We start from the raw sequence: 27000 nt of genomic DNA on the forward strand, positions 1-27000 counted from the left end.
CCTGCACCCGCTCCGGCCGATGATCCCTGCACCGGCTCCGGCCGATGATCCCTGCACCCGGCTCCGGCCGATGATCCCTGCGCCGGAGGGCCGATCCTCACGCCCGGAGGCGCAGGCCCTTCGGCGTGACGCGGAAGCCCGCCTCGGTGAGCACCTCGGCCAGCTCCGAGCCCAGCGCCCCGCCGCCGTCGGCGCGCTCGACCGCGAGCGTGCCGAGCCAGCCCTCGTGCACCGCGCCGGCGAGCGCGTGCGCGGCCGCCGAGAGCTCCTCGTACTCGGTGGTGAACGACAGCAGGGACTTGCCGCCGCGCTCGACGTAGAGCGCCGGGGCCCCCTCCACCAGCACCACCAGCGCCCCCGCCTTCCGCCCGGGCCGGTGCTTCGAGTCGCCGACCGTGGCCGGCCACGGCAGGGCCGCGCCGTAGGGCTGGGCCGGGTCGGCCGCCGCCAGCACGACCCTCGACAGCCCGGAGCCGCCGCCCGCGTCGTGCGGTGCGCGCCCGGCCCCCCCGAAGTGCCGCCCGTCGAGGTGGTCCGCGGGGTCTGCGGGGTCGTGGCCGCCGGCGACGGTCTCGGAGGGATCAGCGGCGAAGTCCCCGAACCCGCCGTGGTGCGGGCCCGCACCGGGGGCCGGAGTACCCGCCGCCGGGGTGGACGCCGATCCGCTCGTCGCGGGGCTCCCGTCCGGGCTGGAGAGCGCGCGGACCCGGTCGATCGCCCCGGGCACGGCGAACTGCGCCGCCCCGAGCCCCTCGACGACGTACCCGCGCCGTACCCGACCGGAGTCCTCCATGGCCCGCAGCACCTTGTAGACCGCGGCGAACCCGCCGGTCACACGCTCGGTGCCCAGCGCGCCCCGGGTCAGCACCCCGTGCCGCTCCAGGAACGCCTCGGCGCGCGCGTGCGCCCGGCGGGTGGGATCGGGCTCGCGATCCACGGCCAGCGCCCATCGGCCGCCCACCGAGGGCGGTCCGGTCCGGCTCGGCATCTGCGGCCGCCCCGCCCGTAGCTGGGCGTACCGCCCCCGGGAGGCGCTTCGCCGGGTCCGGTGGGCCGGGGCGCCGCGGCTGCCGGAACCGCGGCCGCCGCCGAGGCGAGCCCGGAGCGGCCCGAGCGTGTCGTTGGTGAGCAGCCCGGCCCACACGAGATCCCAGATCGCGGTGACCGTCAGGTCGTCGGTCGGGGCTTCCTCGCCCTGCGCCACGAGCGTGCGCCCGGCCTGGTCGGCGAGCTGGCGGAAGAACAGGGCGCCGCCGCCGACCGCGGGCTCGCCGAGCTCGGGCAGGCCGAGCGCGCGGAGGAGCGCGCGGTGCAGCGGCGTGGCGGCGATCTCGGGCTCGGGCTCGGGCAGCAGCAGGTCCGCGACGTCGGCGGGGGCCACGGCCAGCCAGCCGTCGCTGCCGGCCAGCGGCCCGCAGCCGGTCCAGGTGACCTCGCCGGCCGCGGTGAGCTCGTCGAGCAGGGCCGGCGTGTAGCCCGGCAGGCGGGCCGGCAGGATCAGCGACTCCAGGGCGCTCGCCGGCAGCGGCGCCCCGGCCAGCTGCTCGACCACCCCGAGCACGTCTTCCGCGCCGGGGGCGCGCCGCATGCGCCCGCGCCGCTCGCCGCCCGCGTGGGTGCGGACGCCCTGCCACGCGGGCAGGAACCGGCCCAGCGCCCGCTGCTCCACCGGCTCGACCTCGGCCCGCAGCCGCGCGAGCGACGCACGCCGTAGCCGGCGCAGGACCTCGGCGTCGCAGTACTCGACCGAGCCCTCACCGCCGCCGGCGGCCTGCGGGCGCAGCTCGCCCCGGACCAGCCGTCCGACCCCGGTCAACCGGTCGAGCACCCCGGCCACCACGGCGACGCCGAGCCCGAACCGGGCCGCGCACTCCGCAGCCGTGAACGGGCCGTGCGTGCGGGCGTACCGCAGCACGAGATCACCGAGCGGGTCCGGCACGGGCTCGGTGAACGTCTCGGGGACGCCGACCGGCAGGGGCGCGCCCAGCGCGTCCCGGATACGTCCCGCGTCCTCGATCGCGACGACGCGCTCCTCGCCGGCGATCCGCACTCGGATCGCCCGGCGTTGCGCCTCCAGCTCCGCGAACCAGGCGGGATCGACGCCGCGGGCCCGGCCGTCGGCCTCGGACAGGTCGCCCACGAACCGCAGCAGGTCGGCCGCGCCCTCGACGTCGCGCGCGTGCCGTTCCTCCGCGGTGCGCTGCAACGAGGCCTCGACCTCGGCCAGCACCTCGGGATCGAGGAGCTCGCGGATCGCCTCCGAGCCCAGCAGCTCGGCGAGCAGCGTGGAGTCCAGCGAGAGGGCGGCCGCCCGCCGCTCGGCCAGCGGCGCGTCCATCTCGTACAGGAACATTCCGATGTAGCCGAACAGCAGGCTGCGCGCGAAGGGCGAGGGCTGCGGGGTGGCCACCTCGACCACCTTGACCTTGCGCGACTCCACGTCGGACATCAGCTCGCGCAGGCCCGGCAGGTCGTAGACGTCCTGCACGCACTCGCGCATCGCCTCGAGGGTGATCGGGAACTGCTCGAACTTCCCGGCGACGGCCAGCAGCTGCGCCGAGCGCTGCCGCTGCTGCCACAGCGGGCTGCGCCGCTTCGGGTCGCGCCGGGGGAGCAGCAGCGCCCGGGCCGCGCACTCGCGGAACCGCGAGGCGAACAGCGACGAATTGCCCAGCTCGGCCACCACGATCTGCTCGACCTCACCGGGGTCGAGCAGCACGTCCTCCGCGGTGGGCACGACCTCGCCGCCGCTGTCGTCGAGTGCGTCGGGCAGGCGCAGCACGATCCCGTCGTCCGCCCCGGCGGCGTGCACCTCCACCCCGCGCTTCTCCCGCATCCGGGCCGCGATCGCGAGCGCCCACGGCCCGTTGACCTGCGAACCGAACGGCGAGTGCACGACGAGCCGCCAGTCGCCCAGCTCGTCGCGGAACCGCTCGACGAGGATCGTGCGGTCGCTCGGGACGTGGCGGGTGGCCTCGCGCTGTTCGTGCAGGTAGGAGAGCAAGTTGTCGGTCGCCCACTCGTCGAGCCCGGCCGCGGCCGACCGGGCACGGGCCTCCTCGTCGTCGAGCCCGGCCATCTCGCGGACGAACCTGCCGACCGCGCGGCCCAGCTCCAGCGGCCGCCCGATCGACTCGCCCTTCCAGAACGGCATCCGCGCCGGCTCCCCGGGCGCGGGCGTGACGATCACGCGGTCGTGGGTGATGTCCTCTACGCGCCAGCTCGAGGTGCCGAGCAGGAACGTGTCGCCCACCCGGGACTCGTAGACCATTTCCTCGTCGAGCTCGCCGACGCGCGAGCCCGCCCCGTCGGCCCCGCCCGGGGTCATCACCGTGAACAGGCCGCGGTCGGGGATCGTGCCGCCGGAGGTGACCGCGAGACGCTGAGCGCCGGGGCGGCCGCGCAGCTCGTCGGTCACGCGGTCCCAGGTGATCCGCGCCCGCAGCTCGCCGAACTCCTCCGACGGGTAGCGGCCGGCCAGCATGTCCAGCACCGAGTGCAGCGCCGAGTCCGGCAGCGCGGCGAAGGGCGCGGCCCGGCGGACGAGCGCCGCCAGCTCGTCGAGCTTCCAGGGGTCCATCGCGACCATGGCCACGACCTGCTGGGCCAGCACGTCGAGCGGGTTGCGCGGGTAGCGCATCGACTCGATCGCCCCACCGGACATCCGCTCGGCCACCACCGCGCACGAGACGAGGTCGCCGCGGAACTTCGGGAACACCACGCCCTGCGACACCGCGCCGACCTGGTGCCCGGCGCGGCCGACGCGCTGCAGCCCGGACGCCACGCTCGGCGGCGCCTCCACCTGCACCACCAGGTCGACCGCGCCCATGTCGATGCCCAGCTCGAGGCTCGAGGTGGCCACCACGCACGGCAGCCGGCCGCTCTTGAGCTCCTCCTCCACGAGGGTGCGCTGCTCGCGGGACATCGACCCGTGGTGCGCCTTGGCCACCACCGGCGGCGCCCCGCCGCCCACGCCGGACTCGCCGATCGCCTCCGCCGGGAACCGGTCGAGCTCCACCGCCTCGCCGGCTTCCTCCGCGGCCAGCTCGTTGAGCTTCGCGGTGAGGCGCTCGGCCAGCCGCCGGGAGTTGGCGAACACGATGGTCGAGCGGTGCTCGCGCACCAGGTCGAGCAGCCGCTTCTCGACGGCGGGCCAGATCGAGGGCCGCTGGGCGCCGCCGGCCGCGGACCCGATGACCTCCTCGTCCGCGCTGCCCGGGGCCGGCCGCTCGTCGAGCGCGGCGAGGTCCGGCACGGGGACCTCCACCCGGACCTCGATGGTCTTGGGCGTGCGCGGCTGCACGACCTCGACCGGCCGCGCGCCGGACAGGAAGGTCGAGACCTCGTCGAGCGGGCGGACGGTGGCGGACAGGCCGATCCGCTGGGTCGGCTTCTCGAGCAGCTCGTCCAGCCGTTCGAGGGAGAGGGCGAGGTGGGCGCCGCGCTTGGTCGCCGCGACGGCGTGCACCTCGTCGAGGATCACGGTCTCCACCCCGCGCAGCGACTCGCGCGCGGCCGAGGTGAGCAGCAGGAACAGCGACTCGGGGGTGGTGACCAGCACGTCCGGCGGGGTGCGGGCGAACTGGCGCCGCTCGTCCGCCGGGGTGTCGCCGGTGCGCATGCCGACCGTGATGTCCGGGACCGGGTCGCCGCGCCGCTGCGCCTCCTGCCGGATCCCGGTGAGCGGGGCGCGCAGGTTTCGCTGCACGTCGACCGCCAGCGCCTTCAGCGGGGACACGTACAGCACGCGGCACCGGCGGGTGCGCTCCTCGGGCACCGGCTCCGACGCCAGCCGGTCCAGCGCCCAGAGGAACGCCGCGAGCGTCTTACCCGACCCCGTGGGCGCCACGACCAGCGCGTTCCGCCCCGCCTGGGCGGCGCTCCACGCGCCCTCCTGGGCGGCCGTGGGCGCGGCGAAGGCGCCCCGGAACCAGTCCCGGGTGGCGGGGGAGAAACCGTCCAGCGAGGTCACGGTCCCCATGATGCGCCCGGGCACCGACAGTTTCCCGCCGAGCAGGTTCGGGCCGACCGAGGACCAGCCACACCCCGACGGCGCACACCGCGATGCCCGGCACGGCGAGCAGCGCCGGGACCTCGCCGAACATCAGGAAGGTCCAGAGCATGGTCGTGGGCGGCGTCAGGTAGAGCAGCGCGGACACCCGGGTGGCGCCGCTGCGGCGCAGGACGACCAGGTAGGTGCCGTACCCGCCGAAGGACGACAGGACGACCACCCAGGCCACCGCACCCCAGAACCCCGGCTCGGTGGGCGGGCGCAGGTCCCCGGCGAGGGCGGCGACCGCGGTGAACAGGACCGCGCCCGTGGTCGACTGCAGGGCCATCGCGGTGAGCGGCGACTCGGGCGGTCGCATCCGGCGCTCCAGCACGGTCCCGGCCGACAGCGCCAGCATCCCGCCGAGCGGCAGGAGGAACGCCCAGGCCGGGGCGGTGCCCGGGCCGAGGCCGCCCGCCACCACGAGGGAGACCCCGGCCAGCCCGGCGGTGAGCCCGACCCGGTGACGAGTGGTCGTGTGCTCGCCGAGGAACCGGCCCGCGGCCGTCGCGACGACCAGCGGCTGCAGCGCGGCCACCAGCGCCGCGGTGCCCGCCGGCACCCCGAGCCCGACGCCCGTCACCACACCGCCGAGGTAGAGCACCTGGGAGAGGGTCCCGAGCAGGACCTGGCGCGCGGAGGCGCCGCGCGGGACGGGTTGCCGGCGCAGCGCCACGATCAGCCACAACACCGCGGCGGCGATCAGGTACCGCCATGCGAGCAACGTGTCCGCGCCTGTGTAGCCGGTCCCCAGCTCGGCCCCGACGAACCCCGAGCTCCAGAACAGCACGAACGCCGCTCCCGCGACCGCGTCTCGTCTCATGGTTCCGAAGTAACCATACCGGTCGGTATACTCGCAGTGTATGAGCACCCCTGCGGGCGAGAAGCTGATCGCGGCGGCCAGCACGCTGTTCTACCGGCACGGGATCCGGGCGGTGGGCGTGGACCTGATCGCCGAGACCGCCGGCACCACGAAGAAGACGCTCTACGACCGCTTCGGGTCGAAGGACGCCCTGGTCGCCCTGTACCTCGAACGGCGCACCGGGATCTGGCGGGAGTTCCTCCACGAGCACCTGCACGGCCGGCCGGTCGAGGACCTGTTCGACGTCCTGGCCCTGTGGCTGCGCGAGCAGGACCGCGGCTGTGCCTTCGTCAACGCCTACGCCGAGATCGGCGGGACCGGGCACCCGGCCGAGCCGGTGATCCGGGCGGAGAAGGAGTGGATGCGGGCGTTCCTGGTGGACCGGGCGCGCGAGCAAGGCCACCCGGAGAGCACCGGGGTCGCGTTGCACCTCCTCTACGAGGGGGCGACGGTGCTTGCAACGGCCGGCGGCGACCCGGACGCGCCCGCCCGGGCCAAGGCGTCAGCGCTTGCGGTTCTGTACCCACCAGCGGATGAGCAGGGTGAGCGAGGCCAGCAGCATCAGCACGACCACAGCCTGGCCGAGCGGTGACGACAGGCCGGTGGGATCGGACATACCGGTCAGGGTAGCCACGCGGGCCGCGCGCCGCCGTAGTCCGCGGGGGAGGGCCAGTGCAGGGGCGCACCGTCGACCGTGCCCGGGGGCGAGGCGAGCGTGAACGGGCCCAGTGCCTCCAGGTATGGAGTCGCGTCGACCTCCTCCACGTTCGCCGCGCCCGGTTCGCTGCGGGGCAGCGCTTGCAGGAAGGAGGCCGTGCCGGCCAGCGCGAGCCGGACGTGGTGGGTGCCGCCGTCGCGGCGCTGGGCGTCGAGCGCGAGCAGGGCCCCGGCCGCGCCGAGGTAGCCCGTCGCGTGGTCCAGGATCTGGGCGGGCAACGCTCCTGGGATGCCGGGACCGCCCTCGGTGACGCCGATGCCGCACGCGGACTGGACGAGGCTGTCGAACCCTCGCCGTCCCGCCCACGGGCCGGTGTGCCCCCACGCCGACAACGTGACGACCACGAGCCCGGGATGCCGTGCCGCCAGCTCCTCGGGGGCCAGCCCGAAGCGGTCGAGGGCCCCCGGCCGGTACCCCGTCACGACGACGTCGGCCCCCGCCAGCAGGTCCTCCGCCGGCAGTTCGGCGATCGCCGACCGCTTGCCCGGCAGCGTGTCCCAGGCCTGCGCGGCGATCTCCGGGCGGTGCGGCGGATCCAGGCGCAGCACGTCCGCGCCGTGCGCGGCGAGGAAGCGGGTGGCGACCGGGCCCGCGATCACGCGTGTCAGGTCGAGCACCCGGGCCCGGCGGACCGGCCGCGGCGGTGCCTCGCCCAGCACCCGCCGCTCCACGAGGGGCAGTGCCCGCGCGGCGCGCCCGGCCTCGGTGGCGGCCCATTCGTCCTCGGTGCGCGTGGCCGCCGCGACCCCGCCGGCCTCGTGCAGTGCGGACTCCAGCGCGACCTTGCCCCAGACGGCGATCGCGGCCTGCACCTCCTCGAGGCCCGCGTCCGGACCCAGGTCCAGGACGTTCCGGGCCGCGGCGGCGTGCCAGGGGTAGTTCGCGTGCAGCCGCAGCCAGCCGTCGGCCGTCGGGTGGAAGGCCGACAGGGGGTCGAACGGGTTGCCCGGGCTCGCGCCGTCCCGCCGCAGGTACCGCTCGCTGCGCAGGACGACGGCGGCCTGCCGGGTGTCGATCGCGACGGGCCGGCCCCCGCCCGACCTAGCTGCCGCCGTGTCGTCCGCCGTGGCCGCGAGCAGCGCCGCCCCGATCGTCGCGGTGCCGAACTCCGTGACCGGGAACCGGCTGCTCAGGGTGCGCTCGGGGCCGGTCGTCGTCAGCCGGGCGAGCTCGCCCGGGGCGCCGCCGAGCTCGGCCCAGATCCGTCCGATCACGACGTCCCTCCTGCCCGGGCCTCGACCAGCCGCACGACGCCGTCGAGGTTTCGGTGGAAGGTCGGGTCGCCGAAGGCGTGGGCGTTGAGCAGCATGACGTAGAGCTTCTCCGACTCGCGAGCGGCATGGGGCGCAGCGCGCGCAGACCGTACTCCAGCCAGGTCAGCCGGTGCGGTGTGCCGGGCGGGCCCAGCATCGGCGGGGTCCGCAGGATCCACGGGTGGGGGCGCAGGGGACCCACGGTCGCCCGGGCCCAGTGCTCCACGCCCTTCCGACGGCCGACGCCGGGCGCGTGGTGCGCCGCAGGCCCGGGGGCCTGGCTACCCTCGGCCGGGTGCGACTGAGCCAGTTCCGGACCCTGATGCACGACGAGTTCGGCGAGATGCGGGCGGGCTCGCTGGCGCGCGACCACGTGTTCGCCGAGCTCGGCGGGCGCAGCGCGGAGCAGGCCATCGAGGCGGGGATCGACCCGAAGCGGGTCTGGCGGGTGATCTGCGAGGCCTACGACGTGCCGGAGGACCGCAGGCTGGGCCGGGACGACTGAGATCTCCCCCGGCCTGCGGGGCGGAGGTCACAGCGAAGCTGCGGCGGTGCGGTGCGCGGCGGGCGCACCGCTCGGCGCGGCAGGGTAGCCGATCGGCGTGTCGGACTCGGCCTCGAACACGTGTTCGTATACCGTGGCTTCCACACCCGGCCCCGGTTGTCCACAGCAGGGGCGCGAGTACCGGAACTGTCGGGGGGACCCAATACGGTTCTCCCCGTGGCTCCCCGGAAGTCGTCGAACACAGCGAACACAGCGAACACAGGCCCGTCCCGCACCGAGCGAGGTAGTCAGATGAGCACTCCCGACCGCGAGAAGGCGCTCCAGCTCGCCCTCGCCCAGATCGAGAAGAACCACGGCAAGGGTTCGGTGATGCGCCTGGGGGACGACACGCGTCCGCCGATCGGCGTGATCCCCACCGGGTCGATCGCGCTCGACGTCGCGCTCGGCGTCGGTGGTCTCCCGCGCGGCCGCGTCGTGGAGATCTACGGCCCGGAGTCCAGCGGTAAGACCACCGTCGCACTGCACGCGGTGGCCAACGCACAGGCCGCGGGAGGTACCGCCGCGTTCATCGACGCGGAGCACGCGCTCGACCCGGAGTACGCCAAGGCGCTCGGCGTGAACACGGACGATCTGCTGGTCTCGCAGCCCGACACCGGCGAACAGGCGCTGGAGATCGCGGACATGCTGATCCGCTCCGGGGCGCTGGACGTCATCGTGATCGACTCGGTGGCCGCGCTCGTGCCGCGCGCCGAGATCGAGGGCGAGATGGGCGACAGCCACGTCGGTCTGCAGGCCCGCCTCATGAGCCAGGCGCTGCGCAAGATCACCGGTGCGCTGAGCACGTCCGGTACCACCGCGATCTTCATCAACCAGCTGCGCGAGAAGATCGGCGTGATGTTCGGGTCCCCCGAGACCACGACCGGTGGCAAGGCGCTCAAGTTCTACGCCTCCGTCCGGCTGGACATCCGGCGTATCGAGACCCTGAAGGACGGCACCGACATGGTCGGCAGCCGGACCCGGGTCAAGGTCGTGAAGAACAAGGTGGCCCCGCCGTTCAAGCAGGCGGAGTTCGACGTGCTGTACGGCGTCGGCATCAGCCGCGAGGGCTCGCTGATCGACGTGGGCGTCGAGCAGGGGATCATCCGCAAGTCCGGCGCCTGGTACACGTACGAGGGCGACCAGATGGGGCAGGGCAAGGAGAACGCCCGCAAGTTCCTCAAGGAGAACCCCGACATCGCCGCGGAGATCGAGAAGCGGATCAAGGAGAAGCTCGGGATCGGCGCGGTGCTCGATGCCGACACCGAGCAGGTCGAGCCGCTGCCCGCGCCCGTCGACTTCTGACCGTGGCGACCTCCGGCGAGGACGGGGGCGGCCCGCCCCTGCGTCCCGCGCGGCCGGCCCGCCACCGGATGTCGTCCGACGAGCTCGAACCGGCCCCGCGGGAGACCCTCCCGGTCGTCTCCTTCGACGACCTCGATCCGGCGGAGAACCGGAGCCCGGCCTCCGGGAACCGGCTCGCGGACTTCGCGACCGACGGGAACCGGCTCGCGGACGTCGCCACCGAGGCGCTCGCGAAGGAGGAGCCCGACGAGGCGGACGCCGGCGAGCCGCGTGATCCGTCCCGGAGGCGCGCACACGATGTGCGGCCCGCCGCGGAGCGGGCCGCCGCCGGAGCCGACCCCGATCGGGAGCGGCGGGTCGGGCTCGTCGACCTCGACGCCCTCGAGCCCGGCGTGTCCGCTGCCCGCGAGGCCGCGGATCTGGGACAGCTCGACGCCCCGGCGGAACAGTCCACGGTCCTCTCCCTCGAGGACCTCCGGATCCGCCGGGCACGGCGCTCGGGCGGCGGTGCCGGCCGTGGAGGAACCCGCACCTCCGAGCGGTCGGCCGACCCCGAGCCGCGGCGGCGCACCGGCCGCTTCCCGGGCGGTGAGGGCGAGTCCACGGGGGGAGCCCGGAGAGGCCGCCGCGGCGGTTCTCGCGGGGCCGGCGGCGACGGCACCGGAGTCGCCGAGGTACCCGAGGGTTCCGACACGCGGTCCCCGGAGGAACAGGAGGCGGAGGCCAAGGAGATCTGCCTGCGCCTGCTGACCGACCGCGCCCGCTCGAAGCACGAGCTCGCCACGAAGCTCCGGCAGAGGGGCATTGCCGACGAGATCGCCGACAAGGTTCTCGAGCGCTTCGACGAGGTCGGTCTCATCGACGACCAGGCCTTCGCCGACGCCTGGGTCCGCTCGCGGCACCGCGCGCGGGGCCTGGGCCGGCGGGCGATCGCGCAGGAGCTGCGCCGCAAGGGCGTCGCCAAGGAGATCGCCGACACCGCGCTCACCGAGGTCGACGACGCCGCCGAGGAACAACGCGCCCGCGACCTCGTCGATCGCCGCCTCCGCACGATGACCGTCTCCGGCCCTGAGGACCGCCAGAGGGCCGGCCGCCGGCTGCTCGGCATGCTCGCCCGCAAGGGCTACCCGCCACCGATCGCCTACCGGGTCGTCCGCACCGCCCTCGCCGAGCACGGCGCGGAGGAGGACGAGCTCGGCCCCGCCGACCTCGACTGATTCCCGGACGCTCGGCCGGGCCCACGCCTCGTCAGGGCCCAGCACCTCGACAGGGACCACCTCGGCAGGGCCCACCTCGTCAGGACCCACCTCCGACGCGTCGCGACGATCACGTCGACGTCACACGGTCCAGCCACTCGGTCAGGTGCGCCCGCTCGCCCGCGCTGAACATGGGCAGCTCCGGAGCGGCGGCGCGCAGGGCGACGGCGGTCGTGCCCGACTCCTCGAGCGGGTCCCGGCCGACCGGATCGGTGTCAGCGTCCGCGATCCCGACCGGGCGCGGAGCCTGGCCGCGCGCCGTGTGCGGGTGCGCCGGGGCGACTTCGCCGAAGCCGTCACGCTCGAGGCCGCGTTCGAGGGGGCCTCCCAGGTGCTCGTCGTGTCGGTCGACGAGCTGGGTGAGGGGGCCGTGGCCCAGCACAAGGCCGCCATCGACGCCGCATACCGTGCCGGCGCCGGTCGGGTCCTCTACACCAGCCACCAGGCCGCACACCCGGACTCGTTCTTCCCGCCGCACGCGACCACGCTGCTGTCGAGGCCCACCTCGAGGAGTGCGGGCGACCGTTCACCTCGCTGCGAACCCGGAGCACAGCCGGCCCGAGCACAGCCGGCCCGAGCACAGCCGGCCCGAGCACAGCCCGCCCGAGCACAGCCACCCGAGCACAGCCACCCGAGCACAGCAGCACGTCCCGCCCGGGCGCCGTCGGTCCCGGCCGCCCTCAGCCGAGGAGCCGGGTCAGGTCGTCGAGCACGAGGTTCGCCCCGGTGGGGCCGAGCCCGAGGAACCAGACGCTGTCGTCGACCTCCTGGGCACGGCCGGTCTGCACCGCGGGGATGCGGGACCACAGGTCGCCGTTGACCACGGCGTGCTCGCCGGTCGTCTCGGGGTCGCCGTAGCTGGAGTAGAAGATCCGGTCGCCCGCGGCCTGGTCGATCCGCTCCTCCGAGATCTCGGTGGCGAGCTCTTCGATGTCCTGCACCGACGGCCGCGGGAGGCCGACGTCGTGCAGGATCACCCCGATGAACGACAGGTTCCCGTAGAGCCGGAGCCGGCCGGGCATGAAGCGGACCAGCGAGATCGTCGGCGGGTCGCCGGCCAGCGCGGCCCGCACCTCGTCGGCGCGGCCCTGATAGGCGTTCAGCAGGTCGACCGCCCTCTGCTCCTCGCCGAGCGCGGCCGCCGCGAGGCGCAGGTTCTCCTTCCACGGGAAGCCGGGCCGGATGCTGAGCACGGTGGGCGCGATGGTGGTGAGCCGGTCGTAGAGCTGGTCCACGCGCAGTTGGCTGCCGAGGATCAGGTCCGGCTTCAGCGCCGCGACCGCCTCCAGGTTCAGCGGGTCGAGCGTGCCGAGCCGGGCGGCGCCGCCGACCTTCGGCTCGAGGTACGACGGGACCTTCCCGTCGGGGCCGGCCAGTCCGACCGGGGTCACGCCGAGGGCGAGGACGTCGTCGAGCTCGCCGGTGTCCAGGACGACGACCCGGGTCGGCCGGGCGTCGATCCGGGTGGTCCCGCGGGCGTGGGTGACCGTGCGGGGGAACACGCCGGGGCCGACGTCGGCACCGAGGGCCGCGGTGGCGGCGTCGGCGGTGGAGAACCGGGCGCCGCCGGTGGCGACGTCGGTGTTGCCGGAGCTCGTCGGCGCGGGCGCGGCGCACGCGGCGACGAGCCCGAGAAGGAGCGCCGGCAGCAGCGCGCGGCGCAGGGCGTAGCGGGACATGGGACCTCTCCGTGGTGCGGGGGAGGTGGTGGGTGGTGGTGTCAGCCGGGAGGGCGTGGGAGATCGGGAAGCCGGGGGCCGTCAGCCGGCCCCCCGCCGGGTGGCGCCACCGGCCTCCAGCCGGGTGGCGCCACCGGTGTCGACCCCCGGCTCGGCGATCTCGGTAGTGGCGAGGTCACGGTCGCCGACGACCGTCTGCACCGGCACCGTCCGCAGCGTCGCCAGGTCGACCGAGCGGCCGAACCGCTGTTCGACGTTCGCGATGCCGAGCCACCACGGCGAGCCCGGGTCGAACGACCACGACAAGGGGCAGCGGCCCGCGCGTGGCCGGTGCAGAGAGGCGGTAGGAGAAGCGCCGGTCGACCTGCGCGGCGAAGAACGGGCCGGGCCCGCGCGCGTCGGTCCCCGCCGTCGTCATGTCGTGAACACTACAGTGAGCGTGCCCTACGCTGTAGTGAGTACGACAGAAGGCGGTGCGATGCCGGACTCGCTCGAGGCCCGGGCGCGGGCGGTGCGGCTGACCGGGGCGGAGCAGCGCGTCGTCGACTACGTGCTGGCCCATCCGGGCCAGGCGATCCTGGCGAGCGCCGGGCAGATCGCGGAGGGCGCCGGCACGAGCGACGCGACTGTCGTGCGGACCGCCCGGGCGCTCGGCTTCGCAGGCCTCCCGGAACTGCGGCAGAGCCTCACCGACCGGGTCGTCGACGCGTCGGGCCCGGCGGCCCAGGTCCGGCGGGTGGCGGCGGACTCCCCGACGGGGCTCCTCGGGCGCGTCTTCGCCGAGGCCGCGGACCGCCTGGCGCGTACGGCCGCGGCGGTCGACGGGGCGGCGTTCGAGGCGGCGGTGGCGCTGCTCGCCGGAGCGGGCGAGGTGGTGGGCTACGGGATCGGGCCGTCCGAGCTGGTCGCGCGGGCGCTCGCGCTGCGGCTGACCCGGATCGGGCGGCGGGCGCGGGCCACGGGGGCGATCGGCTTCCGGCTTGCCGACGACCTGGTGGGCCTCGGTCCGGACGGGGTGGTGGTGCTCTACCTCCCGGCCCGCCGCACGCACGACGCGGGGGTGGTGCTCGACCACGTCCGGGCCGTCGGGGCCCGGTCCGTGCTGGTCACGGACGCGCTGGGCGCGGCGTTCGGGAACCGGGCGGACGTCGTGCTCGCCGCCGTGCACGGCCTCGGCGACGTGACGGGCGAGGGACTGACCGCCGGCGTCCTCACCGACGCGTTGTGTCTCGCGGTCGCCGCCCGCCACGAGCGCGCGGTGCTCGCCGCCGACGAGACCCTGACCCGGCTGCGCACCGACCTGGGCCGGGACGCACCGCGCCGGGGCCGGTGACGGGCCGCCGGCCCGCTCACTCCTCCGGCCGGTGCAGCACCTGGACGTCCGCGGAGAGTCCGCCCGTCGCGGCGACCGAGCCGATGTAGGTCAGCAGGGTGTCGATGAAGGCCTGGGCGGCGTGGGTCGGGGCGATGTCGGTGCGCCGGGCGAGGGCGACCGTGCGGTACAGCGGCGGGGTGAGCACCGTGCGACGCAGCCGGGGGCGGCCGGCGAACACCAGGTCCGGCACCACGGCGACGCCGGTGCCGGCCTCGACGAGCCGGAGCACGGCGTCCATCTCCCCGCCCTCGACGGCGAACCGCGGCGTGACGCCGGCGGCGCGGTAGGCGTCCAGCGTGACCTCGCGCAGGTCGTAGCCCTGCCGCACCATGACCAGCGAGCGTCGGGACAGCTCGGCCACCGTCATCGACCCGCGGGAGGACGGCGGCTGCCCGGACCGGGGCGAGGCGACGGACAGCCGTTCGCGCAGGAGGGGCAGGGTGTGCAGCGCGGGATCGACACCGGAGGGCGGCACGATCACGAGCGCCACGTCCAGCGCGCCCCGCGCCAGGTCGCGCACCAGCGACTGCGAGCCGTTCTCGGCGAGCTCCAGGTGGATCTCCGGGTGCCGCTCGTGGAACAGCCGCAGGACGTCGGCGAGCAGGCCGATGCACATCGACGGCGTGGCCCCGACCCGCACCCGGCCCGTCCGCAACCCGACGAGCTCGGCGACCGAGGTGCGTGCCAGGTCCATGTCCGCGAGCATCCGGCGGGCCAGCGGCAGCACCGCCTCACCCGCGGGCGTGAGCGTGACGACCTTCCCCCGGTTGACCAGCGGCGCCCCGAGATCGTCCTCGAGGGCTTTGAGCTGCCGGGAAAGTGTGGGCTGTGCTACACCCACGACATCGGCCGCCCGAGTGAAGCTGCGCACGTCGGCGACCGCCACGAAGTACGCAAGCTGCTGAAGTGTCACGGGTATAGCGTACGTGCATAGATCATGCCGATCTCATGCATTGGACGGCCCGACCCCTGAGTAGTGCACTTGCCGCGTGGCGACACAGGTGTCTGACAGGGGCTCGGCAGCCAAGAAGGCCAGCGGCGGAGCCCCGGCAAGTTCGGCGGCGGCGCCCGCACGGCCCAGGAGGCCGCGCATCCCCGCCGTCCTGCTCAAGTTCGTGATCGCGGTCAGCTCCGTGTTCCTGGTGCTGTACCTGATCGCGCACATGATCGGCAACCTCCAGATCTTCTGGGGGCAGACGGCGATCAACGACTACGCGGTCTGGCTCCGCACCCTCCTGCAGCCCGTGCTCGGCTGGGAGGGCTTCGTGTGGGTGATCCGCATCGTCCTGATGCTGGCGGTGATCGGCCACATCTGGGCGGCCACCCTGCTGGCGCTGCGGGCCCGCAAGGCGCGGCCGGTGAAGTACGCGGCCGGCAACAAGGTGAAGGGCAACTACACGACCCGCACCATGCGCTGGGGCGGCGTGATCGTGCTGCTGTTCATCGTCTACCACATCCTGGACCTGACGGTCGGCACGCTGAACCCGAACGGCGAGCACCTCGCCGTCTGGCAGAACGTGCACGCGGACTTCGCCCCGAGCCGCTGGTACGTGACGATCTGGTACATCGCGGCGCTGATCGCGATCTTCCTGCACCTCCGCCACGGGCTGTGGAGCGCCGTCCAGACCTTCGGCTGGAACAGCAACCGTCGTGAGCCGGTCCTGAAGGCGATCGCCACGGTCTTCTCGGGCCTGCTGATCCTGGGCTTCCTGATCGTCCCGGTCTCCGTCACCTTCGGATGGATCTGATATGAGCTACTCCGACTACAGCGAGGGCACTCCCGTCTTCGACAAGGCCGCCCCCGACGGTCCGATCGAGACCCGCTGGGAGCGGCGCAAGTTCAGCGTCAAGCTGGTCAACCCCGCGAACAAGCGCAAGGTCAAGATCATCGTCGTGGGCACCGGCCTGGCCGGCGGCGCCGCGGCGGCGACCCTCGGCGAGGCCGGCTACCACGTCACCTCGTTCTGCTACCAGGACAGCCCGCGGCGGGCGCACTCGATCGCCGCGCAGGGCGGCATCAACGCGGCGAAGAACTACCGCAACGACGGCGACAGCGTCTACCGGCTCTTCTACGACACCGTGAAGGGCGGCGACTACCGCTCGCGGGAGTCGAACGTCCACCGGCTCGCCGAGATCAGCCGTCAGATCATCGACCAGTGCGTGGCGCAGGGCGTGCCCTTCGCCCGCGAGTACGGCGGCCTGCTCGACACCCGCTCGTTCGGCGGCGTCCAGGTCTCCCGCACCTTCTACGCCCGCGGCCAGACGGGCCAGCAGCTCCTGCTAGGCGCCTACCAGGCGCTCGAGCGCCAGGTGAACGCCGGCACGGTCACCATGTACCCGCGCCACGAGATGCTCGAGCTGATCGTGGTCGAGGGCCGGGCGCGCGGCGTCGTGGTCCGGGACATGATCACCGGCGAGATCGAGTCGCACCTGGCCGACGCCGTCGTGCTGGCGACCGGCGGCTACGGCAACGTCTTCTACCTGTCGACGAACGCCAAGGGCTGCAACGTCACCGCCTCCTGGCGCGCGCACCGCAAGGGCGCGCTGTTCGCCAACCCGTGCTTCACCCAGATCCACCCGACCTGCATCCCGGTCTCCGGCGACCACCAGTCGAAGCTGACCCTGATGTCGGAGTCGCTGCGCAACGACGGCCGGGTGTGGGTGCCGAAGCAGATCGGCGACTCGCGTGACCCGCGGGAGATCCCGCACGAGGAGCGCGACTACTTCCTCGAGCGCAAGTACCCGAGCTTCGGCAACCTGGTCCCGCGCGACGTCGCATCGCGTGCGGCCAAGGAGGTCTGCGACGAGAAGCGCGGCGTCGGTCCGTCGGGTCTCGGGGTCTACCTGGACTTCGACGACGCCATCCAGCGGCTCGGCCGCAAGGCCGTCGAGGCCAAGTACGGCAACCTCTTCGAGATGTACGAGCGGATCACGGGGGAGAACCCCTACGAGGTCCCGATGCGCATCTTCCCGGCCGTGCACTACACGATGGGCGGGCTGTGGGTCGACTACGACCTGCAGAGCACCATCCCGGGCCTGTACGTGGCGGGCGAGGCGAACTTCTCCGACCACGGCGCCAACCGGCTCGGCGCGTCCGCGCTGATGCAGGGCCTGTCCGACGGCTACTTCGTCCTCCCGGTCACGATCGGCGACTACCTGGCGTCGAACAAGCTGCCGGAGGTCGCGCCCGACGCCCCCGAGGTCGTCGAGGCCGAGAAGGCGGTCACGGACCGGATCGAGTCGCTGCTGTCGATCAACGGCTCGCGCACCGTCGACTCGTTCCACCGCGAGCTGGGCCACATCATGTGGGACTACTGCGGCATGGAGCGCACCGAGGACGGCCTGCGCAAGGCGCTCGAGCTGATCCCGGAGCTGCGCCGCGAGTTCTGGAACAACGTGAAGATCCCCGGTACCGGGGCGGAGCTCAACCAGAGCCTGGAGAAGGCCGGCCGCGTGGCCGACTTCCTCGAGCTCGGCGAGCTGATGTGCCTGGACGCCCTGCACCGCAAGGAGTCCTGCGGCGGTCACTTCCGCGGCGAGAGCCAGACCGAGGACGGCGAGGCCCAGCGCGACGACGAGAACTTCTCGTACGCCGCCGCGTGGGAGTACACGGGGCGCGGCTCGGCCCCGGTGCTGCACAAGGAAGAGCTCCTGTTCGAGTACGTCCACCCGACCCAGCGGAGCTACAAGTGAAGGTCAACCTGCGTGTCTGGCGGCAGCACGACGCCGTCGACAAGGGCCGCATGGTCGAGTACGTCGTCGAGGACGCGAGCGAGGACATGTCGTTCCTCGAGCTCCTCGACGTGCTGAACGAGAAGCTGATCCTCTCGGGCGAGGAGCCCGTCGCGTTCGACCACGACTGCCGCGAGGGCATCTGCGGCACGTGCAGCATGGTCGTCGACGGCCACCCGCACGGGCCGGAGAAGGCGACCACGGTCTGCCAGCTGCACATGCGGAAGTTCAACGACGGCGCCACGATCACCGTCGAGCCCTTCCGCGCCGGTGCGTTCCCGGTGATCAAGGACCTGGTCGTCGACCGGGGTGCGTTCGACAAGATCATCCAGGCCGGCGGCTACATCTCCGCCAACACCGGCTCGGCCCCCGAGGCGCACTCCACCCCGGTGCCGAAGGCCAACGCCGACCGCTCGTTCGCCGCGGCGAACTGCATCGGCTGCGGCGCGTGCGTGGCGGCCTGCCCGAACGGCTCGGCCTCGCTGTTCCTCGGCGCCAAGCTGACCCACCTCGGCGAGATGCCGCAGGGCCAGCCGGAGCGCTGGGAGCGCGTGGTCAACATGGTCGAGACGCACGACGACGCCGGGTTCGGCGGCTGCACGAACACCGGTGCGTGCGCCACCGCCTGCCCGAAGGAGATCCCGCTCGACGTGATCTCCCAGCTCAACCACGACTACCTGAAGGCGACGGTCGGCGGGCGGCGCAAGAAGGCCTGACCCCCGCCCCGACGCGGTCGGACAACTCCACACGACGAGCCCGGTTCCCCTGGTGGGGTCGGGCTCGTCGTGCTGCGTGACGAGTCGGACACGCACTGTGACGTCCGTCTCGCCTACCCATTTGTTCCCCACCTGACACACCCCTCGTGTGATCCACGTCGTAGGCTCCCTGTGATCCGCACTACAGGCAAAGACGCCGGAGAAGACGGGGACGAGAACGACGTGTCATCCACCACCGACATCGCCGATCAGCGGGCCGCGGGCCGGGCCCGGATCGCGGCACGGACGCTCCGCACGGACCGCTGGTGGCTCCCACCGTTGCTCAATCTGGTGGGGCTCGGGGCGTGGGTCGTCTACGCCACCGTCCGGGCCTTCATGCAGGCCTGGTACTTCGTGCCGGAGTACAACTACCTGACGCCGTTCTACTCACCCTGCGTGTCCTACGGGTGCGTGGAGCAGGCCGCCCACTTCGGCCGGTTCGTGCCGGACGTGCCCTGGCTGCCGTTCGCGCTGATCTCGCTGCCGTTCCTGCTGCTGTTCCGGCTGACCTGCTACTACTACCGCAAGGCCTACTACCGGGCCTTCTGGGGCAGCCCGCCGGCCTGTGCCGTGGCCGAGCCGCACGGCAAGTACACCGGCGAGACCCGCTTCCCGCTGATCCTGCAGAACCTGCACCGGTACTTCTTCTACATCGCGGCGATCATCTCGATCATCAACACGTACGACGCGATCCGGGCGTTCGTCAAGGCCGACGGCAGCTTCGGGCTGGGCCTGGGCAACATCATCCTGGTCGCGAACGTGGTGCTGCTCTGGGCCTACACGGTGTCGTGCCACTCGTGCCGCAGCATCGTCGGCGGCCGGCTCAACCACTTCTCGCGGCACCCGATGCGGTACAAGGCCTGGACCTTCGTGACCAGGCTCAACGGTAAGCACATGCAACTGGCGTGGACCACGCTGGCCAGCCTCGCGATCACGGACGCCTACATCATGTGCGTCTCCGCGGGCTGGATTCCCGACCTGCGGATCGTGGGGTGACGTGATGGCGGACAGGGACGACCGGAGCATCGAGCACCACTCCTACGACGTCGTCGTGATCGGCGCCGGGGGTGCGGGCCTGCGGGCGGCGATCGAGGCGAGACTCCAGGGCAAGCGGGTCGCGATCATCTCGAAGTCGCTGTTCGGCAAGGCGCACACCGTGATGGCCGAGGGCGGGTGCGCGGCCGCGATGGGCAACGCGAACCCGAACGACAACTGGCAGGTCCACTACCGCGACACCATGCGCGGCGGGAAGTTCCTCAACAACTGGCGGATGGCCGAGCTGCACGCCAAGGAGGCGCCGGACCGCGTCTGGGAGCTGGAGACCTACGGCGCGCTGTTCGACCGCACCAAGGACGGCAAGATCAGCCAGCGCAACTTCGGCGGGCACACCTACCCGCGGCTGGCGCACGTCGGCGACCGCACCGGCCTGGAGCTGATCCGCACGCTGCAGCAGAAGATCGTGTCCCTGCAGCAGGACGACCACGAGGTCACCGGCGACTACCAGGCGAACCTGCGCGTCTTCCACGAGTGCACGATCACCGAGCTGTTCACCACGAGCCCGGGTCCGGGTGCCCCGGCGGAGGAGCGTCGGATCGCGGGCTGCTTCGGCTACTTCCGCAACGACGGGCGCTTCGTGCGGTTCGACGCGCCCGCGATCGTCATGGCGACCGGCGGGGTCGGCAAGAGCTACCAGGTCACGTCGAACTCCTGGGAGTACACCGGCGACGGCCACGCGCTGGCCCTGCGCGCCGGCGCGACGCTGATCAACATGGAGTTCCTGCAGTTCCACCCGACGGGCATGGTCTGGCCGCCGTCGGTGAAGGGCATCCTCGTCACCGAGTCGGTCCGCGGCGACGGCGGCGTGCTCCGGAACTCCGAGGGCGAGCGGTTCATGTTCGAGTACGTCCCGGACGTGTTCAAGGAGCAGTACGCCACCAGCGAGGAGGAGGCGGACCGCTGGTACACCGACCCGGACAACAACCGCCGCCCGCCGGAGCTGCTCCCGCGCGACGAGGTCGCCCGCGCGATCAACTCCGAGGTCAAGGCCGGGCGGGGCAGCCCGCACGGCGGGGTGTTCCTGGACATCGCCTCCCGGCTCAAGCCCGAGGAGATCCTCAAGCGGCTGCCGTCGATGCACCACCAGTTCAAGGAGCTGGCCGACGTCGACATCACCAAGGAGCCGATGGAGGTCGGCCCGACCTGCCACTACGTGATGGGCGGGATCGAGGTCGACCCGGACACCGGGATGAGCTCGGTGCCGGGCCTGTTCGCGGCCGGGGAGTGCTCGGGCGGCATGCACGGGTCGAACCGGCTGGGCGGCAACTCGCTGTCCGACCTGCTCGTCTTCGGGCGGCGGTGCGGGCTGTTCGCGGCCGAGTACGTCGACGCCCTCGGCGGGCTTCCGCAGGTCGCGTCCGGCGACGTCGAGGCGGCGATCGAGCGGGCCCTGCTGCCCTTCTCCAGCGCCACCGACGGCGGCGAGAACCCGTTCGTCGTGCAGCTGGAGCTGCAGAGGACCATGCACGAGCTCGTCGGGATCATCCGCAAGGCCGACGAGATGGAGATGGCGCTCAAGAAGCTCGAGGACATCGCGACCCGCACCCGCACCGTCAGCGTGGAGGGCCACCGGGAGTTCAACCCGGGCTGGCACCTCGCCCTGGACCTGCGGAACATGCTGCTGGTCTCGCTGTGCGTGGGGAAGGCGGCGCTCGAGCGGCAGGAGAGCCGCGGTGGCCACACCCGGGACGACTTCCCGGTGATGGACTCCGACTGGCGGCACGTCCTGCTGGTCTGCCGCGGCCTCGGCGAGGACGACGTGGAGCTGACCCGCAAGGAGCAGATACCCATGCGGCCGGAGCTCTTCGACCTCTTCGAGCTCGACGAACTGAAGAAGTACTACACCGGCGAGGAGCTCGGCGGTCACCGGACGGAGCCTGCGAAGTGAGCATCGAGCAGAGTGCGGGGGAGAGGGCCTGATGGCGAAGCACGACCATCACTTCCGCGTGTGGCGCGGCGACGCCGAGGGCGGCCAGCTCGTCGACTACCCGGTGGAGGTCAACGACGGCGAGGTCGTCCTCGACATCATCCACCGGCTGCAGCAGACCGAGGCCGGCGATCTCGCCGTGCGGTGGAACTGCAAGGCGGGCAAGTGCGGCTCGTGCTCGGCGGAGATCAACGGCCGGCCGCGGCTGATGTGCATGACCCGCATGTCGACCTTCGCCGACGACGAGGTCGTCACGGTGACCCCGCTGCGCACGTTCCCGGTGATCCGCGACCTGGTCACGGACGTCGAGTACAACTACGTCAAGGCCCGCGAGGTGCCCGCGTTCGCCCCGCCGGCGGGCGTGGCGCCCGGCGAGTACCGGATGCAGCAGGTCGACGTGGAGCGGAGCCAGGAGTTCCGCAAGTGCATCGAGTGCTACCTGTGCCAGAACACCTGCCACGCGGTGCGCGACCACGAGGAGAACAAGGCCGCCTTCTCCGGCCCGCGCTTCCTCATGCGGATCGCCGAGCTGGACATGCACCCGCTCGACGCCGCGGACCGCCGGGACCTCGCGCAGGAGGACCACGGCCTCGGCTACTGCAACATCACCAAGTGCTGCACCGAGGTCTGCCCGGAGCACATCAAGATCACCGACAACGCGATCATCCCGCTGAAGGAGCGGGTGGTGGACCGGAAGTACGACCCGGTGGTCTGGCTGGGCAACAAGCTGTTCCGCCGTTGACCGCCTCGTGGGCCGGCGGTTCTCCGCCGGCTCACGGCAGGTCGTCACGCGGCTCCGGGTCGGTCGGCATCGTGAACTCGTCGCCGTAGACCGACCAGGAGAACGGGGTGGTCAGCTCCGGGTTCCCGGAGTCGAGGAGCCGGCCGAACAGGGCGACCCGGCCGTCGGGCGGGTTGTCGCCCCACTCGGTCAGCACCGCCGACCGGCGGGCGAGGAAGCCGGCCAGCCAGGCCGTCTCCGCGCCCCCGCCGGACGGCGGGGTGCCGGGCGTGCGGGACCGGATGTCGGTGAACGAGCCGTCGCCGGATCCCGCCTCGCCCGGTCCGTGGTTCACGGCCGTGTCGTAGTAGAGCGCCCGGCCGAGCGGGCCGAGCCCGTCGGCGACCGCGGCCTCGTGGGCGGGACGCCAGTAGACCTCGTCGCGGAGCTCCCGTTGGCACCGGCGGAACACCGGGTCGGTGCGCGCTGCCTGCGCCCATGCGGTCCGGAAGGCCGGCCCGAGGTGCCGGTCGGCGGCGGCCGACGCGCCGGCGCCGTCGCGGCCGTAGTCGGCCCGGTCGACGGTCTCCCCGAACTCCGCGCAGGCGCGCAGGCCGGGCAGGTACGGCGCGAGCGGGTTGCCGCTGGGCCGCGCACGGGCGTAGCGCTCGACGAGCTCGAGCATGTCCGACGTCGCGCTGGTGAAGCCGACGAGGCCGCCGGTGTAGCCGCGGCCGTCCCGGATGTCCTCGACGTAGTCGTACTGTTCCCACCAGGCGACGGTCGAGTTCTCCGCGGTGGACGTCAGCCGGAAGGCCTTCTCGCGGACGATCGCGTCCGCGGCGGCCGGGTGGTCGTCGCCGCGCCCGAAGAGCCGTGACAGCCGCACGATCGCGTCCCCCGTTCTACGGACCCATCGAGCGACGGATCTCCTCGAGCCTGTCCCTGGCCTTCCGGTCCCGCTCGGCGAGCTGCTCGTCAGCCGTCCGGCCGGCCTCGGTGTCGCCGGTGAGCTCCTGCCACCCGGCGGCGGTCGCGGCGCGGCCTTCGATCTTGTCCCGGACGTAGTCGAGCGTGGGTACGCCCTCGTCGGTGTAGCCCGAGGCGGGCGGGCTGCCGGGCGCGGGCGGGGCGACCGGGACGACGGGCGCGGTCCCCGCCGCAGAGCCCGCCACGGTCTCCGGCTCCACGATCTCGGCGTCGATCGGCTCGTCGGCCGCCTGCGCGGCAGCGTCGGCGGGGTCGGCGGGGAGTGGGTCGTCGGGCCGGCTCATGTCGGTGCCTCCTGTCCGCGCGGTGGTGACCACGCTACGCGGCCCGCCCACCCGTCGGATCCGGGTCGACCCCGATCCCGCGCCGGGGGGCGGGGGAGGAGATCCTTCGGGGGTGACGCGTGTTGTGCGGGAGCTCGTGGTGGTCTACGACGTGGCCTGCCCGCACTGCTCCCGCATCGCGCGCGAGCTGCCGGAGTGCGTGACCGTGAAGGTCAGGGTGCGGCCCTGCACCGAGCCGCGGCTGGCGGAGATCTACCCGAACCTGCCCGCGGCGGTCGCGGGCTGCCGCACCCCGGCCGTCGGGGTGCTGCGCATCGACGGGCAGGTGCGCTGGTGGACGGGCCTGTCCGGGGCCGTCGGGATCCTGCCGGTGCTGCGGCCGGGGGAGCTGGGGCGGGCCGTCGGGCTGTTGCGCACGGCGCTGGGGACGCCGCGCCGTGCCCCGGGACCGTGACCGGGCGCGGCGACACCGCACCGCGGCGACACCGCGACACTCCGACACCGCACCACCGCAACGCCCGGCACCGCGACACCGGGACGCGGTTCGCCGCGGGTGATCGCGAACGGTCGGTGCCGGGCACTAGCGTGGCCGGCGTGACCTCCGCGCACGCCGCCCCGCCCGCCCCGGGCCACGACGGCCCGCCCGCCGTCCTGCCCTTCGGCTCGTGGCCGACCCCGATCACGTCCGAGCGCGTCGTCGAGGCCTCGGTGCGGTTGTCCGGCGCGCGGACGGACGGCGACGCGGTGATCTGGGCCGAGGCCCGGCCCACCGAGGGCGGCCGCACCCAGCTGGTCCGCCGCGCCCCCGACGGGAGCACCGTCGACCTGCTGCCCGAGGGTTTCGACGCGCGCACCGGCGTCCACGAGTACGGCGGCGGCTCCTGGTGGGTGCGCGACGGGGTGGTCTGGTTCGCCAACTGGGTCGACCAGCGGCTCTACCGGCTCGCGCCCGGAGGCGCGCCGGAGCCGCTCACGCCGGAACCGGCCTTCCCACGGGCCGACCGCTACGCGGACGGGTTCCTCACGTGGGACGGCTCCGCGATCCTGGCGATCCGCGAGCGGCACGCGCCGGAGGGCGGCGCCGCGGCGGTCCGCAACGAGATCGTCCGGCTGGCCGCGGACCGGCCGTCGGAGCCCGAGGTGCTGGTCAGCGGGCCGGACTTCGTGACCAGCCCGCGTCTGTCGCCCGACGGCGTGCGCCTGGTGTGGGTCCAGTGGGACCACCCGTCCATGCCGTGGGACGACACGGTCCTGATGGGGCGCAACGTCGAGACCGGCGACGAGGCGGTCATCGCCGGTGGGCCGGGGGAGTCGGTCTCCGAACCGCGCTGGCAGGCCGACGGGTCGCTGTGGTTCCTCTCCGACCGCACCGGCTGGTGGAACCTCTACCGCTGGCTGCCCGGGCACGACATCGAGCCGGTCGTGGTGCTCGACGCCGAGATCGGCGTCCCCGGCTGGCAGCTCGGCTCCGCGCGCTACGCCGTGCTGCCGGGCGGCCGGGTGGTGTTCGCGCGCTGGAGCACGGGCTACGACGGGCTGGGCGTCCGGGAGCCCGACGGCGAGTTCACCGAGCTCGACCTGCCCTTCTCGGCCGTCTCCTCCGTGGTGCCGTACGGGGTCGGCAGCGTGCTCGTCGTCGCCGGGACGCCCACCGAGGAACCCGGCGTGCACGTCGTGAGCGTCGACGGCGACCTGGAGACCCTGCGCGCGCCGCGCGAGCTCGGCGTCGACGACGGGTACGTCTCCGTCCCGGAGTCGATCTCCTTCCCGTCGGTCGACGTCGAGGGCGCCGAGCGGACCGCGCACGCGCTCTACTACCCGCCGGCCAATCCCGCCGCCGTCGGACCGGAGGGCGCCCTGCCGCCGCTGCTCGTCGTGATCCACGGTGGGCCGACCGCCGCGGCGATGCCGGTGCTCTCGGTCGGCGTGCAGTACTGGACCAGCCGCGGGTTCGGGGTGGTCGACGTCAACTACGGCGGTTCCACCGGCTTCGGCCGCGCCTACCGGGAGCAGCTCAAGGGCGCTTGGGGGATCGTCGACGTCGCGGACTGCCTGGCCGCCGCGCGGTACCTCGCGACGACGGGGCGGGTCGACGGTGACCGGCTGGCGATCCGCGGCGGCTCGGCCGGCGGGTACACCACCCTCGCCGCGCTGGCCCGCGCGGACACCCCGTTCTCCGCGGGGGCGGACCACTTCGGCGTCGCCGACCTGGAGGCGCTGGCGGCGGACACGCACAAGTTCGAGAGCCGCTACCTCGACGGGCTGGTGGGGCCGTACCCCGCGGCCCGGGCGGTGTACGTCGAGCGCTCGCCGATCCGGCACGTCGAGCTGTTCCGCACCCCGTTGATCGTGCTGCAGGGCGCGGAGGACGCGATCGTCCCGCCGAACCAGTCCGAGGCGATCGTCGACGCCCTCCGCGCCCGTCACGTGCCCGTGGCCTACCTGCTGTTCCCGGGGGAGCAGCACGGCTTCCGGCGCTCGGAGAACATCCGCCGCGCCCTCGACGCCGAGCTGAGCTTCTACGCCCAGGTGTTCGGCTTCGCGCTGCCCGAGGCCGAGGGGATCGAGCCGGTGCGGGTGGAGAACCTGCGCCGCGGCGACCAGGCGGGCGGCCGCTAGAGGGTCGCCGCGAACTCCTCCTCGCGCTCGGCCTCGCGGGCCGCGTCCGCTCCGGCCCGCGGGCTCTTCCGCAGCCGCTTCTCCAGCAGCTTGGACAGTCCCGAGAGGATCAGGCACATCGCGATGTAGATGACCGCGACCACCATCGCGACCTGCAGGATCGGGGCCCCGAGCTGGCCCTGGCTGCCGAGGAAGCGCGCCTGGTAGAGCAGCTCCTGGTACAGGATGATGAACCCGAGCGCGGTGTCCTTGAGCACCACGACGAGCTGGCTGAGGATCGTCGGCAGCATCGCGCGCAGCGCCTGGGGCAGCAGCACGTTCGTCATGACCTGCGTCTTGCGCAGGCCCAGCGCGTAGGCGGCCTCCGACTGCCCGCGCGGCAGCGCGCGCACGCCCGCCCGGAACACCTCGGCGAGCACCGAGCCGTTGTAGAGCATCAGGCCGAGCACCACGGCCCAGTAGGCCGAGATGTTCACGCCGAGGCCGCGGGAGACGCCGAAGAACAGGATGAAGATCAGCACCAGCAGCGGGACGGCGCGGAAGAACTCGACGATCGTCGTCGAGACCCGGCTGACCCAGCGGTGGTCGGACATCCGGCCGGCGGCGAAGACCGCCCCGAACACCAGCGACAGCACCGCGGCCGCCGCGAACGCCTTCAGCGTGTTCCCCAGCGCGCCGAGCAGCAGGTACTGGATGTTGACGTAGGTGATCCAGCTCCACAGCCGCGCGTCGAACTGCCCGGTCACCGCGAAGCGGTAGACCACGAACCCGATGATCCCCAGCACGACGAGGGTGCCGACGACGCCGATCAGGACGTTGCGCGCCCGGGCCCGGGGGCCGGGGATGTCGTAGAGGACGGCGGCGGTCACGAGGCGCT

The 27000-nt window shown here is 73.4% G+C and carries 21 protein-coding genes and 2 pseudogenes; 14 read left to right on the forward strand and 9 right to left on the reverse strand.

The features are described from left to right. Window positions 1-97: 97 nt before the first annotated feature. A complete protein-coding gene (locus LWC33_RS20250; protein WP_233306048.1) occupies window positions 98-4981 on the reverse strand; it encodes an ATP-dependent helicase in 4884 nt (1627 codons plus the stop codon). 109 nt (window positions 4982-5090) lie between these two features. Beyond that, window positions 5091-5873: pseudogene (locus tag LWC33_RS20255) on the reverse strand (DMT family transporter); the annotation flags it as partial. Between the two features lie 40 nt (window positions 5874-5913). Here LWC33_RS20255 and LWC33_RS20260 point away from each other — a divergent pair. Further along, window positions 5914-6504: a TetR/AcrR family transcriptional regulator gene (locus LWC33_RS20260; protein ID WP_233305991.1), complete on the forward strand. Its 591-nt coding sequence runs from the start codon at window positions 5914-5916 to the stop codon at window positions 6502-6504. A gap of 29 nt (window positions 6505-6533) precedes the next feature. Here the strand turns inward: LWC33_RS20260 and LWC33_RS36155 are convergent, their stop codons facing one another. Then, window positions 6534-7844 (reverse strand): CoA transferase, encoded by a 1311-nt coding sequence (locus LWC33_RS36155; protein WP_233305992.1) that lies wholly within the window; start codon window positions 7842-7844, stop codon window positions 6534-6536. A 334-nt stretch (window positions 7845-8178) separates the two neighbouring features. Between LWC33_RS36155 and LWC33_RS20270 the strand changes: the two genes are divergently transcribed. The 4 genes and pseudogenes from LWC33_RS20270 to LWC33_RS36165 form a co-directional block, all read left to right on the forward strand. Beyond that, window positions 8179-8388, forward strand: coding sequence for a DUF3046 domain-containing protein (locus LWC33_RS20270; RefSeq protein ID WP_233305993.1), 210 nt, complete (start codon window positions 8179-8181; stop codon window positions 8386-8388). 291 nt (window positions 8389-8679) lie between these two features. Further along, on the forward strand, window positions 8680-9729 hold the full coding sequence (gene recA / locus LWC33_RS20275; RefSeq protein WP_233305994.1) for a recombinase RecA: 1050 nt from the start codon (window positions 8680-8682) through the stop codon (window positions 9727-9729). Window positions 9730-9731: 2 nt separating this feature from the next. Then, entirely contained in the window at window positions 9732-10946 is a 1215-nt protein-coding gene (locus LWC33_RS36160; RefSeq protein WP_308190973.1) for a regulatory protein RecX, read from the forward strand. A gap of 145 nt (window positions 10947-11091) precedes the next feature. Continuing rightward, window positions 11092-11379, forward strand: a pseudogene (locus tag LWC33_RS36165) (hypothetical protein); the annotation flags it as partial. 286 nt (window positions 11380-11665) lie between these two features. Here LWC33_RS36165 and LWC33_RS20290 read toward each other — a convergent pair. Together LWC33_RS20290 and LWC33_RS20295 are read right to left on the reverse strand one after the other, a co-directional pair. Further along, window positions 11666-12664 carry an ABC transporter substrate-binding protein gene (locus LWC33_RS20290; protein ID WP_233305995.1) on the reverse strand — a complete coding sequence of 333 codons (999 nt, stop codon included), beginning with the start codon at window positions 12662-12664 and terminating at the stop codon, window positions 11666-11668. A gap of 81 nt (window positions 12665-12745) precedes the next feature. Beyond that, the gene (locus LWC33_RS20295) at window positions 12746-12970 is read right to left on the reverse strand and encodes a hypothetical protein (protein WP_233305996.1); all 225 of its coding nucleotides are present in this window, start codon (window positions 12968-12970) and stop codon (window positions 12746-12748) included. A gap of 172 nt (window positions 12971-13142) precedes the next feature. On the opposite strand from LWC33_RS20295, the gene LWC33_RS20300 reads away from it, so the two are divergent. After that, window positions 13143-13997 carry a MurR/RpiR family transcriptional regulator gene (locus LWC33_RS20300; RefSeq protein ID WP_233305997.1) on the forward strand — a complete coding sequence of 285 codons (855 nt, stop codon included), beginning with the start codon at window positions 13143-13145 and terminating at the stop codon, window positions 13995-13997. 16 nt (window positions 13998-14013) lie between these two features. On the opposite strand, the gene LWC33_RS20305 is transcribed toward LWC33_RS20300, so the two are convergent. After that, window positions 14014-14952, reverse strand: coding sequence for a LysR family transcriptional regulator (locus LWC33_RS20305; protein WP_233305998.1), 939 nt, complete (start codon window positions 14950-14952; stop codon window positions 14014-14016). 88 nt (window positions 14953-15040) lie between these two features. On the opposite strand from LWC33_RS20305, the gene LWC33_RS20310 reads away from it, so the two are divergent. The 6 genes from LWC33_RS20310 (at window position 15041) to LWC33_RS20335 (ending at window position 22251) form a co-directional block, all read left to right on the forward strand. Further along, window positions 15041-15787 (forward strand): succinate dehydrogenase cytochrome b subunit, encoded by a 747-nt coding sequence (locus LWC33_RS20310; RefSeq protein WP_233305999.1) that lies wholly within the window; start codon window positions 15041-15043, stop codon window positions 15785-15787. Between the two features lies 1 nt (window position 15788). Beyond that, window positions 15789-17732, forward strand: coding sequence for a fumarate reductase/succinate dehydrogenase flavoprotein subunit (locus tag LWC33_RS20315; protein WP_233306000.1), 1944 nt, complete (start codon window positions 15789-15791; stop codon window positions 17730-17732). After that, a complete protein-coding gene (locus LWC33_RS20320; RefSeq protein WP_233306001.1) occupies window positions 17729-18487 on the forward strand; it encodes a succinate dehydrogenase/fumarate reductase iron-sulfur subunit in 759 nt (252 codons plus the stop codon). The genes LWC33_RS20315 and LWC33_RS20320 overlap by 4 nt, the downstream gene beginning before the upstream one ends. A gap of 222 nt (window positions 18488-18709) precedes the next feature. Further along, the gene (gene sdhC, locus LWC33_RS20325) at window positions 18710-19522 is read left to right on the forward strand and encodes a succinate dehydrogenase subunit SdhC (RefSeq protein ID WP_233306002.1); all 813 of its coding nucleotides are present in this window, start codon (window positions 18710-18712) and stop codon (window positions 19520-19522) included. A 4-nt stretch (window positions 19523-19526) separates the two neighbouring features. Beyond that, entirely contained in the window at window positions 19527-21470 is a 1944-nt protein-coding gene (locus LWC33_RS20330; RefSeq protein WP_233306003.1) for a fumarate reductase/succinate dehydrogenase flavoprotein subunit, read from the forward strand. A 31-nt stretch (window positions 21471-21501) separates the two neighbouring features. Further along, window positions 21502-22251 carry a succinate dehydrogenase/fumarate reductase iron-sulfur subunit gene (locus LWC33_RS20335; RefSeq protein WP_233306004.1) on the forward strand — a complete coding sequence of 250 codons (750 nt, stop codon included), beginning with the start codon at window positions 21502-21504 and terminating at the stop codon, window positions 22249-22251. A 31-nt stretch (window positions 22252-22282) separates the two neighbouring features. Here the strand turns inward: LWC33_RS20335 and LWC33_RS20340 are convergent, their stop codons facing one another. Both LWC33_RS20340 and LWC33_RS20345 read right to left on the reverse strand, forming a co-directional pair. After that, entirely contained in the window at window positions 22283-23119 is an 837-nt protein-coding gene (locus tag LWC33_RS20340; RefSeq protein ID WP_233306005.1) for a chitosanase, read from the reverse strand. Window positions 23120-23135: 16 nt separating this feature from the next. Beyond that, window positions 23136-23504, reverse strand: coding sequence for a hypothetical protein (locus tag LWC33_RS20345; protein ID WP_233306006.1), 369 nt, complete (start codon window positions 23502-23504; stop codon window positions 23136-23138). Window positions 23505-23616: 112 nt separating this feature from the next. Here LWC33_RS20345 and LWC33_RS20350 point away from each other — a divergent pair, with 112 nt between their 5' ends. Then, window positions 23617-23958 carry a hypothetical protein gene (locus tag LWC33_RS20350; RefSeq protein ID WP_233306007.1) on the forward strand — a complete coding sequence of 114 codons (342 nt, stop codon included), beginning with the start codon at window positions 23617-23619 and terminating at the stop codon, window positions 23956-23958. 140 nt (window positions 23959-24098) lie between these two features. Continuing rightward, on the forward strand, window positions 24099-26123 hold the full coding sequence (locus LWC33_RS20355; RefSeq protein ID WP_233306008.1) for a dipeptidyl-peptidase 5: 2025 nt from the start codon (window positions 24099-24101) through the stop codon (window positions 26121-26123). Here the strand turns inward: LWC33_RS20355 and LWC33_RS20360 are convergent. Further along, the gene (locus LWC33_RS20360) at window positions 26120-26992 is read right to left on the reverse strand and encodes an amino acid ABC transporter permease (protein ID WP_233306009.1); all 873 of its coding nucleotides are present in this window, start codon (window positions 26990-26992) and stop codon (window positions 26120-26122) included. The genes LWC33_RS20355 and LWC33_RS20360 overlap by 4 nt on opposite strands. Between the last annotated feature and the right edge of the window lie 8 nt (window positions 26993-27000).

The organism is Pseudonocardia terrae, assembly GCF_021343995.1.
Taxonomy (GTDB): domain Bacteria; phylum Actinomycetota; class Actinomycetes; order Mycobacteriales; family Pseudonocardiaceae; genus Pseudonocardia; species Pseudonocardia terrae.